At 44.1% G+C, this 13,349-nt stretch carries 11 protein-coding genes; 8 read left to right on the top strand and 3 right to left on the bottom strand.

The genetic code is table 11. From position 1 onward, the window contains the following. Positions 1–199 precede the first annotated feature (199 nt). The 7 genes from BZA03_RS03320 (at position 200) to BZA03_RS03290 (ending at position 8,650) form a co-directional block, all read left to right on the top strand. Complete coding sequence (locus tag BZA03_RS03320) at positions 200–607, top strand: MerR family DNA-binding transcriptional regulator (RefSeq protein WP_014949161.1); 408 nt, start codon at positions 200–202, stop codon at positions 605–607. Next, a complete protein-coding gene (locus BZA03_RS03315) occupies positions 604–1,773 on the top strand; it encodes an isovaleryl-CoA dehydrogenase (protein WP_014949160.1) in 1,170 nt (389 codons plus the stop codon). The genes BZA03_RS03320 and BZA03_RS03315 overlap by 4 nt, the downstream gene beginning before the upstream one ends. A gap of 256 nt (positions 1,774–2,029) precedes the next feature. Then, a complete protein-coding gene (locus tag BZA03_RS03310) occupies positions 2,030–3,637 on the top strand; it encodes a carboxyl transferase domain-containing protein (RefSeq protein WP_110287968.1) in 1,608 nt (535 codons plus the stop codon). 11 nt (positions 3,638–3,648) lie between these two features. Next, positions 3,649–4,449, top strand: coding sequence for an enoyl-CoA hydratase/isomerase family protein (locus BZA03_RS03305; RefSeq protein ID WP_110287967.1), 801 nt, complete (start codon positions 3,649–3,651; stop codon positions 4,447–4,449). Next, on the top strand, positions 4,439–6,457 hold the full coding sequence (locus tag BZA03_RS03300) for an acetyl/propionyl/methylcrotonyl-CoA carboxylase subunit alpha (protein WP_110287966.1): 2,019 nt from the start codon (positions 4,439–4,441) through the stop codon (positions 6,455–6,457). The genes BZA03_RS03305 and BZA03_RS03300 overlap by 11 nt, the downstream gene beginning before the upstream one ends. A gap of 4 nt (positions 6,458–6,461) precedes the next feature. Further along, positions 6,462–7,358 carry a hydroxymethylglutaryl-CoA lyase gene (locus BZA03_RS03295; RefSeq protein WP_110287965.1) on the top strand — a complete coding sequence of 299 codons (897 nt, stop codon included), beginning with the start codon at positions 6,462–6,464 and terminating at the stop codon, positions 7,356–7,358. A gap of 314 nt (positions 7,359–7,672) precedes the next feature. After that, positions 7,673–8,650: a transposase gene (locus tag BZA03_RS03290; RefSeq protein WP_309146365.1), complete on the top strand. Its 978-nt coding sequence runs from the start codon at positions 7,673–7,675 to the stop codon at positions 8,648–8,650. A 6-nt stretch (positions 8,651–8,656) separates the two neighbouring features. Here the strand turns inward: BZA03_RS03290 and BZA03_RS03285 are convergent, their stop codons facing one another. Further along, entirely contained in the window at positions 8,657–9,811 is a 1,155-nt protein-coding gene (locus BZA03_RS03285) for an MFS transporter (protein WP_110287964.1), read from the bottom strand. 76 nt (positions 9,812–9,887) lie between these two features. After that, entirely contained in the window at positions 9,888–10,421 is a 534-nt protein-coding gene (locus BZA03_RS03280; RefSeq protein WP_014976267.1) for an SRPBCC family protein, read from the bottom strand. Between the two features lie 706 nt (positions 10,422–11,127). Here BZA03_RS03280 and glgC point away from each other — a divergent pair. After that, complete coding sequence (gene glgC / locus BZA03_RS03275) at positions 11,128–12,414, top strand: glucose-1-phosphate adenylyltransferase (protein ID WP_014976266.1); 1,287 nt, start codon at positions 11,128–11,130, stop codon at positions 12,412–12,414. A gap of 69 nt (positions 12,415–12,483) precedes the next feature. Here glgC and BZA03_RS03270 read toward each other — a convergent pair whose 3' ends face one another. Beyond that, a complete protein-coding gene (locus BZA03_RS03270) occupies positions 12,484–13,296 on the bottom strand; it encodes an alpha/beta fold hydrolase (RefSeq protein WP_110287963.1) in 813 nt (270 codons plus the stop codon). Positions 13,297–13,349 lie beyond the last annotated feature (53 nt).

Below are 13,349 nucleotides of genomic sequence, written 5' to 3'. Positions count from 1 at the left end.
GTAATTAACGTTAACGTAAACCTGTACTAAGTATGTGTCAACCAAACACTACGTTTTAATATAGCGGTATATAAAACCATCTACCTTAAAACGATAGTGCTATTGCAATGACACCCAACCTACTACAGAGAATTGAATTACAAAGACACCCACGTCAAAACAAGGGTGTTAAACAGCGCTGAAATACAAGGTACGTGTAATGAGCAAGTACGACGACGAAACAACATATGCAATAGGCGAACTCGCTCGAGAGTTTGACATTACTCCTCGTTCAATTCGTTTTTACGAAGAACAAGGCCTAATGTCACCGTCAAGAACGGGACAAAATCGCGTTTATCTGAACAAAGATAGAGTGCGCTTAAAGCTGATCTTGCGAGGAAAACGACTAGGATTTTCCCTTGCTGAAGTCAAAACACTGTTCGACATGTACGACACCAACCCCAATTCGGCTATTCAGTTAGAAGCCATGCTCGAAATGACTGAACAGAAAAGAGCGGTGCTTAAACAGCAGCTAGAAGACATCCAGATGTTAATGACTGAACTGGATGATGTTGAAGCACGTTGCCGTGAAGAACTCGCAGAACTCAAACGAGGAAATATCGCATGAACACCTCCTACCCTACTTTAAATTTTGGACTTGGCGAAGACATCGAGATGTTACGTGATCAGGTCTATCAATTTGCACAAAATGAGATTGCTCCTCTTGCTGAACAAGCAGACGCAGACAACCAATTCCCAAACCAATTGTGGACAAAACTTGGCGATATGGGCCTATTGGGCGTTACAGTTTCAGAGCAATATGGTGGCTCTGATATGGGCTACCTTGCGCATACTATCGCAATGGAAGAAGTGAGCCGCGCGTCAGGTGGTATCGGTTTGAGCTATGGCGCGCATTCGAACCTTTGTGTTAACCAGATCTTTAAAAACGGTAATGATGCCCAGCGTGAAAAGTACCTGCCTAAGTTAGTAAGCGGTGAACATATTGGTGCACTGGCAATGAGTGAACCCAATGCAGGTTCAGACGTTGTTAGTATGAAATTGAAGGCTGAAAAACGCGGCGACAAATACATCCTTAACGGCAACAAGATGTGGATCACAAACGGACCTGATGCACATACATTTGTTATCTACGCTAAGACCGACCCTAACGCAGGGCCAAGAGGGATCACAGCGTTTATCGTAGAGCGCGATTTCCCTGGCTTTAGCCGCGCACAGAAACTCGACAAACTAGGTATGCGCTCTTCTAATACCTGTGAATTAGTTTTCGAAGATTGCGAAGTACCAGCTGAGAACATTCTTGGCAAAGAAGGCGAAGGTGTTCGCGTACTTATGAGCGGCCTAGATTACGAGCGCCTTGTTTTATCAGGTGGCCCGCTAGGCATTATGCAATCGTGCATGGATATCGTAGTACCTTACATTCACGACCGTCAGCAGTTTGGCCAATCAATTGGTCAATTCCAGCTAGTACAAGGCAAAGTAGCTGACATGTACACGCAAATGAATGCCGCACGCGCGTATGTCTACACCGTTGCACAGTCATGCGATCGCGGTGAAACAACGCGAAAAGATGCTGCTGGCGCTATCCTTTATTCAGCGGAACTAGCAACCAAAATGGCATTAGATGCTATTCAACTACTTGGTGGTAATGGCTACATCAACGAATACCCGACGGGACGCTTATTACGTGATGCCAAGCTTTATGAAATTGGCGCAGGAACGTCTGAAATTCGCCGAATGCTTATAGGCCGCGAGCTATTTAACGAATCGAAATAACACGGAGTTCTGGGTGGAAACAAACTTCGTTTGAAACAGGGAAAGCTTAGGCATTCCCTGTGTCATAGAAATTAGGAAGACACCCACCCTACTCTATTTAAAGTAGATTTAGAAACGCTGAACTTTATTAATAGGCTAATGAATTGCAAAGACACCCAGCGCAGCGAAAGCGCTTAGCATGGGTGTCTTGCTAATCATCTTGCTAACTAGTGGCTAACGCGACAGCCGTCGCCTAGGCCCAACACAAGGAGGGGTTATGCCCGTTCTTCGCTCAAATATAAATACTAAATCCGAAACATTTATCGCAAATGCTGAACACATGCAGGCTCAGGTAAATGATCTCCTCGAAAAAATCGAACAAATTTGCCAAGGTGGCGGTGAAAAAGCGGCGGAGCGCCACGTGTCTCGAGGAAAACTTCTACCTCGCGACCGAATCAACGCACTGATTGACCCAGACACGCCCTTTCTGGAAATAGGCCAACTGGCAGCATGGGAAGTCTATGAAGACTATGTACCTTGTGCCGGAGTCGTTGCCGGTATCGGTATTGTTGCAGGTATCGAGTGTATGATTGTAGCTAACGATGCCACTGTAAAAGGCGGGACGTACTACCCCCTTACCGTTAAAAAGCACCTTCGCGCTCAGACTATCGCAGAGCAAAATAACCTACCTTGTATTTACTTAGTAGATTCAGGTGGCGCTAACTTACCTCGCCAAGATGATGTATTCCCAGATAGAGATCACTTTGGTCGCATCTTTTTTAATCAAGCGAATATGTCTGCTAAGAATATTCCTCAAATTGCGGTAGTAATGGGTTCCTGTACAGCTGGTGGTGCTTATGTTCCCGCCATGGCTGATGAAAGCATTATCGTTAAAGAACAAGCGACTATTTTTCTGGGCGGACCACCGCTTGTTAAAGCTGCAACAGGTGAAGTGGTTACCGCAGAAGAGCTTGGCGGTGGTGACGTTCATACTCGAATTTCGGGCGTTGCCGACCATCTCGCCAACAACGACCACCACGCACTCTCACTAGCGCGTAATGCTGTCTCCAGACTAAACAGAAAGAAGCCAGAATGCCTAGACGTGGCCGAGGTAAAACCTCCACGCTACGACACCAAAGAAATTTACGGCATTGTGCCTGCTGATAGTCGTCAGACATACGATGTAAGAGAAATCATTGCGCGTGTTGTGGATGACTCAGACCTTGATGAGTTCAAACCGCTTTACGGCACAACCTTGGTTTGTGGTTTTGCGCGCATTTTCGGTTTCCCTGTAGGCATTGTGGCTAACAACGGCATACTTTTCGGTGAAAGCGCACTTAAAGGTGCTCATTTTGTCGAACTATGCGCCATGCGAAAAATCCCTCTCGTATTTTTGCAAAACATCACAGGTTTTATGGTCGGTAAGCAATACGAGCACGGCGGTATCGCAAAACACGGTGCAAAAATGGTAACCGCTGTAGCATGTGCGAATGTACCAAAACTCACTGTCCTTATCGGCGGCAGTTTCGGTGCAGGCAACTATGGGATGTGCGGCAGAGCCTATGACCCACGCTTCCTTTTCATGTGGCCAAACGCTCGAATTTCTGTAATGGGTGGTGAACAAGCTGCTGGCGTTCTCGCCCAGGTTAAGCGCGACCAAAAAGAGCGCTCAGGCGAATCATGGTCTGCAGAAGAAGAAAAGGCATTTAAACAACCTGTTATCGATACGTACGAAAAACAAGGACATCCATACTATGCGTCTGCAAGGCTTTGGGATGATGGCGTTATTGACCCAGCGGATACTCGATTAGTACTTGGTCTATCGCTTTCAGCGGCGCTTAACAAGCCTATCGAAGACACCCAATTTGGCATATTTAGAATGTAGGAGTGCAGGTAATGGAACAATCAGTGATTTACAGCGTAGATGAAAGAAACATTGCCACTGTTACTGTAAACAGAGCTGAAAAACATAATGCCTTTGACGACGAAATGATAAACGAGCTTACTCGCGTTTTTAAAAAAGCGGGGGAAGACGCAAACGTTCGCGCGCTAGTTTTACGAGCTGAAGGCAAAAGTTTCAGTGCAGGGGCCGATCTTAACTGGATGAAAAAAATGGCCAGTTATACCGAAACGCAAAATGAAAGTGATGCACTTGCATTAGCAACCATGCTGCAGACGCTTTATAAAATGCCGAAGCCCACGATAGCAAGAGTACAAGGCGCAGCTTTTGGCGGTGCTGTTGGTTTAATTGCATGTTGCGATATTGCTATTGGAAGCAAGCTCAGTAAATTTTGCTTAAGTGAAGTTAAAATTGGCCTTATTCCAGCAACTATCAGCCCTTATGTGGTAGAAGCAATGGGCGCACGAGTATGCCGACGCTACTTCCAGACCGCTGAAGTATTTTCTGCGCGCAGAGCGAGACGACTTGGACTTTTGAGCGAATCAGTAACAGAAGACGAACTCGATAGCACTATCGACAATATTTTATCAAACATACTGAAAAACGGCCCCCAAGCAGTGGCGAAAGCAAAAGACTTAGTGCAATGGGTGTCTACGCAAGAGATTAACAATGCGCTTCTCACAAAGACGAGCAAACTTATCGCACAAGTTAGGACATCTGAAGAAGGTCAAGAAGGTTTGTCAGCCTTTTTAGAAAAGCGCAGTGCTTCATGGGTGGAGGTTAAGAATGATAAATAAATTACTAATTGCAAACCGTGGTGAAATTGCATGCCGCGTTATAAAGACAGCCAACGCTCAAGGTATAAAGACGGTAGCCGTTTACTCTGACGCCGACAAAAATGCCCTTCATGTACAAATGGCTGATGAAGCTGTTTATCTAGGGCCATCTCCGTCGAAGGAAAGTTATTTACGAGGCGAGTTGATCATTGAAAAAGCAAAGGAGCTTGGTGTAGACGCTATCCACCCAGGCTACGGCTTTCTCTCAGAAAATGCTGACTTTGCGAATCTATGCGCCAAAAACAATATTATCTTTGTAGGCCCACCAGCATCTGCAATTGAAGCGATGGGTTCTAAGTCTGCCGCCAAACACATTATGGAAAAAGCTGGTGTTCCTTTGGTCCCAGGCTATCACGGCGACGATCAAAGTGAAGCGGTATTGAAAGGCGCTGCCGATGATATGGGCTACCCAGTCCTATTAAAAGCCGCTGCTGGCGGTGGCGGTAAAGGCATGCGCCAAGTTTGGAGTGAAAAAGAGTTTTCTCAAGCATTAAACGCAGCCAAACGTGAATCTATGGCGAGCTTTGGTGACGACCACATGCTGGTTGAAAAGTACCTGACGCGCCCTCGTCATGTTGAAATTCAAGTTTTCTGTGACACTCATGGCAACGGCGTATACCTTTTTGAACGTGATTGTTCAGTTCAACGCCGACACCAAAAGATTATTGAAGAAGCCCCTGCCCCCAACATGTCTCAGTCAGTGAGAGAAAAAATGGGTGAAGCGGCGATACTCGCGGCGAAAGCCATTAACTACGTAGGTGCGGGAACGGTTGAGTTTTTACTTGATGAAGACGATTCATTTTACTTCATGGAAATGAATACACGCTTGCAAGTAGAGCATCCTGTGACAGAAATGATCACCCGTGAGGACTTGGTTCACTGGCAATTAACTATTGCCGAAGGAAAGCCCCTTCCCAAACAACAAAATGAACTCACCTTAACAGGACACGCATTCGAAGCGCGCATTTATGCTGAAGATCCAAACAACGAGTTTTTGCCTTCTACCGGCACGCTGTGCCTTTTACGTACGCCAAAAGAAAACGACGTAGTTCGCGTTGACACAGGTGTCGTTGAAGGTGATGAGGTAAGCGTTTTTTACGACCCTATGATTGCTAAGCTCGTGGTTTGGGGAGAGAACCGTGAGATAGCGCTCAAACGCCTAATTAGTGCATTGGGTGACTACTATATTGACGGTGTAAGCACAAACATCGACTTCTTAAAGCGTGTCGCTACACACCCTGCGTTCGTTGCCGCTGAGCTTACAACTACGTTTGTGGAGAAACACCATGATTCGTTGTTTAGCGCGACAAATGAGGATGCAGCTAGCGATGACACCCAAGTAAACATTCCTGTGATGGCATTGCTTTCACTTTTAAATAGAAAAGTTTCTAGAAGCGATAAAACCCCATCTGTGTGGTCAACCGCCGGTGCGTGGCGCGCTAACGCAAATCACACAGAAACTCTCACCTTGCTTTGCAACCAAGAAGAAGTGCATGTTGGAGTCAAACACCAGCGGCACGGAACTGAAGATGCTTGGGAGCTAACTGTTGGAGACAATTCCTATGACGTTACAGGCAAGCTGGTAGATAGTGCTTTGCATGCAACAATTAATGGGTACAAATCAACATTTACGTATTCAGATAATGATGGCGTGTTTACACTCTTCAACAAAGACACCCTTGCTAAGTTCAGCCTAATCTCAGTATCTCTTGGTGATGATAACGATGATAATGGCGACGCTAATTTCAGTGCCCCGATGAACGGAACCATAGTGGCGCATTTGGTCGAAAAGGGTGTGTTGGTCAAAAAAGGGGAGCCTATACTAGTTATGGAAGCGATGAAAATGGAGCACAGCATCATTGCCCCGCACGATGGTACAGTGGAAGAGTTCTTTTTCAATCCCGGTGAACTAGTTGACGGTGGCGCAACACTGTTGGCGTTCTCCACTAAAGAAGCTGCCGAGGTTTGATGTGATGTTTCCTAAAGAAGTGAGTATTGTTGAAGTAGGTCCTCGAGATGGCCTTCAGAATGAAAAGCAGGCCTTAAGCGCCGAACAAAAGATTGAACTTATTCAACTTCTTTCTAAAACTGGCCTTAATCGTATCGAAGCAGGAAGCTTTGTATCACCCAAATGGGTGCCCCAAATGGCGAACTCGGATGCGGTTTTTAAGGCGCTTAGCCCCGAAGACAAGATTCATTATTCTGCATTGACACCCAACCTTAAGGGCTTGGAAGCAGCCATTGAAGCGGGTGCGAAAGAGGTTGCAGTATTCGGTGCTGCCTCTGAGTCCTTTTCACAAAAGAACATTAACTGTTCTATAAGCGAGAGCTTAAAGCGTTTCGAGGCAGTGTTTGACCTGGCAAGCGAAAACAAAATCAAAGTGAGGGGCTACGTTTCATGCGTAATGGGGTGTCCTTATGAAGGTGAAATTTCACCTAGTGCCGTTACACAGGTGAGTAAGGAACTTATTGACATGGGGTGTTACGAAGTATCCCTTGGCGATACTATCGGCGTAGGCACACCAATGTCTACAAAACTGCTATTAGATGACGTCTTAAACGAGGTTGATGTCAGCAAAGTTGCCGCCCATTTCCATGATACTTATGGACAAGCGCTAGTGAATTTATACACTGCCCTTGGATATGGCATCTCTTCCATTGATTCAGCTGTTGCAGGACTTGGAGGCTGCCCGTATGCCAAAGGTGCAAGTGGGAATGTTGCAACTGAAGACGTCCTATATATGTTGAACGGTATGGGGATATCAACAGGTATAGACATGGCGAAATTGTTAAAAGCGTCTTCTTACATTTCAGAACTTTTAGGCCGCTCTCCCGTGTCGAAAGTAGCTAATGCGCTTCTAGCAAAATAAAAAACTGATGGGGGATGCGGCAATGCGCCCCCTCTAAGAAAGACATCCACCCTAATTGTGAAGTTTCACTTAAAATCACCGTTTATGTAATGGGTGTCTTTATAAGTTTATAGGCACAAACTCATAAATACATTCTTTCACGCTCAGCTAGTTCGCTTTGCAATGGATGTCTCTTCAAATATTCATTGCTTTTCAGCGAAAAGTCTTACGTTGGGTGTCTCTTCTAAAACAAAACAAGTCCATCGGTCAGGTCACAACTCAATATTCACAATGCTAAGGTCACACAATGACTAATTACCTTGCATTTATCTAACATGGCTCAAAGCAGAAAATCCCTCATTAGTTTAAAAGATACACCCTACTATCATTGTATATCTCGCTGCGTGCGCCGTAGCTACCTCTGCGGGTACGACCGAAACAATAGAGTTAGTTACGAGCATCGAAAATCGTGGGTAGAACAACGGCTGTTATTTTTGAGCCGGGTATTCGCGATAGATATTTGTGCTTACGCTGTTATGAGCAACCATGTCCATATCGTTTTATGCGTGAATAAAGAGGCAGCGCTCTCATGGTCATTACAAACTGTGTTACATCAATGGCATAAAATGCACAAAGGAACCGTACTTACTCAAAAGTTTATGAAGGGCGACATTTTGAGCGAAAGTGAGTATGAGACAGTTAAAAGTACTGCTGATGTGTATAGAAAAAGGCTCTTCGACATAAGCTGGTTTATGAGAAATTTAAACGAGTATATTGCGAGAAAAGCAAACGAAGAGGACGATTGTACTGGCAGATTTTGGGAAGGTCGCTTCCGTTCACAAGCATTGCTAACAGAAAAAGCTCTACTGTCATGTATGGCATATGTTGACTTAAACCCTATACGCGCAAAGGTCGCAACGGGCTTACAAGACTCATATCACACAAGCATTAATAAAAGATTGAACACGAATATTTCACAAAACAAGACAATAAAAGGGTTAATGCCATTAAAGAGCCACCAACGATGTAGAAACACTCGCGGCTTAGATTTCACATTGAATGACTATTGCGATCTTCTTAACCAGTCAATCGAACTGTTGCGCAACACCGATTCGACAGCCGCTCAAACGAGACCCATTCAACATGTAAAACCTTTTGGTGTATACCAACATCATTGGCATCACATTATCAGTGATTTCGAAAACGTGTTTTCAGTCGCGGCAGGAGACGGTTCATCTATGCGGAAGTTCCAAGCAAATACTAAAAGAAAACGAATGGCCAAAATATCTTCGGCAGCGATATGCTTTGACTAAACCATTCTACTTCTCGTCAGGTAAGATAACAGTAGTGATAATTGCCAGTAACAGCATACCAGCCATAATATAAACCACTGAAAAGGTTAAAACAGGGGTTAATGCAGCGTAAAGTGCACCGAATGCTAATAAAATCATACCTATAGCCGTGTTTGAGAAGCCAACCAGCTCTGTTCTTTCATGGCCTTCTTTAACATCTAAACTATATGTTTTCCGTCCGGTTCTTACGCCAGCATGGGATACCGATAACAAGAAAAACAACAGTGCAGAGGTTACAATCGTCGTCGTTTGCAATGTAAGCAAACCAATGCATGAAATTATTGCGAGTAACCCTGAAATTTGAAGTGTTAACTTTGCGCTTTTGTCTGCAATCTTTCCCCAAATTATTGATGATAAAAGAGCAGCAGTTGCTTCGGCTCCTATATAAATAGGAAGCAGCTCTTTTACATCTCCATTTTTTTCTATCATAAAATAAGGCGCAACCAAGGCTGAGTGAACGAAAAGCCCTCTTACCAAAATGAATTTGTAAACCGTGGCGTCGAAGTCAATACTAAACGCTTTTTCCTCTTTACCACCCACATCTACCGTCGTTTTAACAGGCCATACACATATAAGGGTCAAAACAAATGATAAAAGACTCCCGCACAAGACTATCGGCAGCACGTTCGAAGAAAGAGAGCCGTCGTAAATTGTCAAAGGTATAGCGATAACAAGAGTGACCATGCCTGAAACGGTAGATGCAATTCCGATTAGGTTACCCCGCTCTCCTTTCTTAGCTACGTCAGCCTCCATATCTTTCACGGTAAGAGAACAGGCAGAGCGACCCAGGCTCAAGAAGACAAGGGAAATAAGTATCAAGGTACCCGCCAAGCCCCCTGAAAATGAAATGACCGCGAGCAGCATACAGAAAACTGAAAGCGTTTGTGTGAGCATACCGACACGCCAAACCAAGTGCCGCTGAGTATGTTTTCGAAGATAAATGCTAATAAGTACTTGAGGCAGAAGCGCGCCCGACTCTCTAATTGGAACCAGCCAGCCTATCATCCAAACTGGTGCGCCAATGCTAATAAGAAGTGCGGTCAAGGTTGTTTTAGCAGAGATCAGAAGGTCGGCTAGTTTATTAAGCGAAAGGCCTGTAATAAGTAAATTTTTTTGTTTCATGGAAGGTAAGCATGCACCGCAATTCGATTGAACATATACGGTGCACTTATTCAGTCAGATCAGAAAGTTGTATGCCCTACCCAGCGTTTTCGGCGAGTATTTTGAGATTTTCTAGACCCATTTCGAAATCAGGACCAATCATGCTGTCCATCATCAAAGCAAAATATTTGTTTATTGGGTTATTATCTACCGAACCTTCATCTCTCCAGGTTACAAGAGAACCATTTTCTGTAGGCTCAATTTCTACGACGCCCGATGAACCCATGTCAAAATCGGGAAAATATAATCGGTACATCACACGTCTGTTATGCTCTAGTTGCGTAATCTCCATTTCTCCATTTCCCTCGGTTTCACTTAACCACTCGGAACGCATCCCAATAGCTCTATCAGGCCCTGAATAATCAAGTTTCATATCAGGATCACGCTTGAACCATACGCCCCATTTCTTCCACTCTTTCAAATCAACGACATAGGGATATATTTCTGATGGCTGAGCATCAATATTAATTGTTCTTTCAACGCTGTAATCTTTAGGAATAAAAAAGCTCGTTGCGACAAATAATACTATAACAACACCTACGACCATTAAGAGTTTTTTTAACGCTCCCATCTGAGACTCCATAAAAGAATTGACCCTTCAAATATAACATTTAATTAACATTTGTCACTTAAAGATCTTTCTTGCTCATTTTACTGTTAGATAGACACCCATCCCGTCATGTTTAACGCAGTTGAAAGCAAATTTATACTCAACATAACTATTATTGAGCCTTCTCTTTCGCGTTACCGAGAAAGGACACTCAGCAATAAAACCTTATGATGCATGAAGTAACCACTTCGTTTATCGAGCAAAGTGTAGACTAACTTTCTACAGTTTAAAAATGGGTGTCTACACAATGACTTGCTTTGATCGAGGGTCTTTTCAGGATGCGCATGATGAAATTGAGTTGCGTGTCTCGCTAACTTTTTTATCGTCAAATTTACTAAGTAACTAACTCATAGTAGCGATGGGTGTCATGCTAATACTTTAATTCTAGAAGCCTATTCCAGCTTAAGAATAAAAGATAAGGGTGGGTGTCTCTGTAAGGGCGAGTGCCCCCCAACCTACAATTTTTTAAAAACATTTACCATTTCATCACAAAGCATGAAAATCGCGCTGTCATTCTAAATTATCTTGTGTAATATGGATTTAGGTTATCAAGAAAGCCTGTTCAATCAGGCCTATCATGCATAGCGCAGTCAATCGCAACACTTCGTTTTCTTTTTATATTTCTATCGATACACAGTTGTCGCTTTATTACAGGAGTTTATAGGAAATGGCAGATCAAAGTTCTCGTTACATCAGTAACCTTACTCGCGATACATATGCGCTCATCCTCGCGGGTGGTAAAGGTTCTAGACTACACGAGCTCACTAATTGGCGAGCCAAACCGGCACTTTATTTCGGCGGTAAATTTAGAATTATCGATTTCCCGCTATCAAATTGTGTTAATTCAGGTATCCGTCGAATAGGCGTGGTTACCCAATACAAGTCGCATTCTCTTATTCGTCACTTGGTTCGCGGTTGGGGTCATTTCAAAAAAGAACTTGGCGAATCTGTAGAAATCCTACCCGCTTCTCAACGTTTCTCCGACAGTTGGTATGAAGGAACCGCAGACGCGGTCTTCCAAAACATAGATATCATTCGTGATGAGCTTCCAAAATATGTCATGATCCTTTCAGGCGACCACATCTACCGTATGGACTACGGTGATATGTTGGCCAAGCACAAAGAGTCTGGTGCAAAAATGACGGTTTCATGTATGTCAGTGCCCTTGGAAGAAGCCGCGGGTGCGTTTGGCGTTATGTCGGTTGATGAAAACTATCGTATTAACGGATTTGAAGAGAAGCCAGCTAACCCGACTCCACTTCCAAATGACCCAACGCGCTGCTTAGCATCTATGGGCAATTACGTGTTTGATACAGAGTTTTTATTCGAGCAATTACGTGTTGATGCTGAAAATATGGGCTCGCAGCGAGATTTCGGTAAAGACATCATTCCATCAATCATCGCCGACCACCCTGTATACGCTTATCCTTTTGAGAAAAGTGGCGGAGACAACGCCTATTGGCGCGATGTAGGTACTATCGATTCATTTTGGGAAGCCAATATGGAAATGGTTGCTCCTGTACCTCAATTGAACCTCTACGATAGAAAATGGCCCATATGGACATACCAAGAGCAACTGCCACCAGCAAAATTTGTTTGGGAAGACCACGACAGACGTGGAGAAGCGATTAACTCCGTAGTTTCTGGGGGTTGTATAATTTCAGGCTCTACACTTCGTTCATCTATTTGCTTTTCCAATGTACGCGTACATTCCTATGGCCTTATTGAAGACGCCGTAATTCTTCCTGATGTGGAAATTAAACGCCATTGCAAGCTGAAAAAGGTGATTATCGATCGAGGTTGTGTCATTCCTGAAGGTACTACAATTGGTTACGATCACGAGCAAGACAAGGCACGTGGATTCCGCGTATCTGAAAAAGGCGTGGTACTGGTGACGCGAGAAATGTTAGGTCAGCCCGTGGGTGGACTAAGCAAGCCTAGAAAGCACGACTAACTCATTTATCCTAATGTTATGGCGAGATTGATTTTGGCGTTAAAACGCTTAAATCAATCTCCGTAATATTTAATTCACCTCATTACTCCACTGCGTTAAAGTACGCTCAATAAAGCTCGCTACCTGCTCAGGGTGTTCTAGTGGAAACATATGGCCACCATCGAGCACGCTATGCTCAATAGCATTATGCTTCAGAAGCCGCGAGTACATTTCTGGCTTACACACGTTACTTTTGCTTCCTGTCGCCAATACGGCCGGACACTTAAGCTTTCCTTTATATTTACCCAAATTGTGCGGAACATTGCGAAACAAATCAGCTTCTACTTCTGCACGAAATGTGAGCGAAATATTGTCCCCCTTCAAGGCGGTTACAGATTTTACATAATCGCGCACGCATCGTTTATCCATATCCCTAAACAATGCTTTGCTGTGAAAGTACGCCACCATATCAGTATTGCTTGGCCAACTGGTATTGCGTGTTTGCGCGAGTTTCGCTGGCGTTAGCTTGTTAATTAACGGCGTGTGTTTCGCGAATTTAAAAAAGTAACTTAACGGGCCGACAACAAGTGGCGGATCGAATAAAATAATGCCTCTGAACAGCTCTGGCGCTTCGCAAGCCGCCATGTAGGTAATTACAGCACCAAATGAATGCCCAATACCATACACGCCTCGCGGATCCTTGTTCTCTTTTTTTATATGCTTGATAAGTTCTTGAACTTGATTGCGCCAGTTACCATTCACTGGAAGCTGAGGGTCGTGTCCGAAGCGCTCAACATGAAGACGATGAAAGTGATCAGGTAACGCTGAAAACATCGCATTATAACTACCTGCCGGAAATCCATTTGCATGGGCAAAATGAAAACTCAACTCTGACGATGTCACCAATACACTCCTTTATACTCAAACAACAAAGGGGCTTTAAATCAGCCCCTTAG

It is taken from the genome of Alteromonas sp. I10, from assembly GCF_003201515.1.
GTDB classification, from domain to species: domain Bacteria; phylum Pseudomonadota; class Gammaproteobacteria; order Enterobacterales; family Alteromonadaceae; genus Alteromonas; species Alteromonas macleodii.
This window is presented reverse-complemented; position numbering and strand designations above follow the sequence as displayed.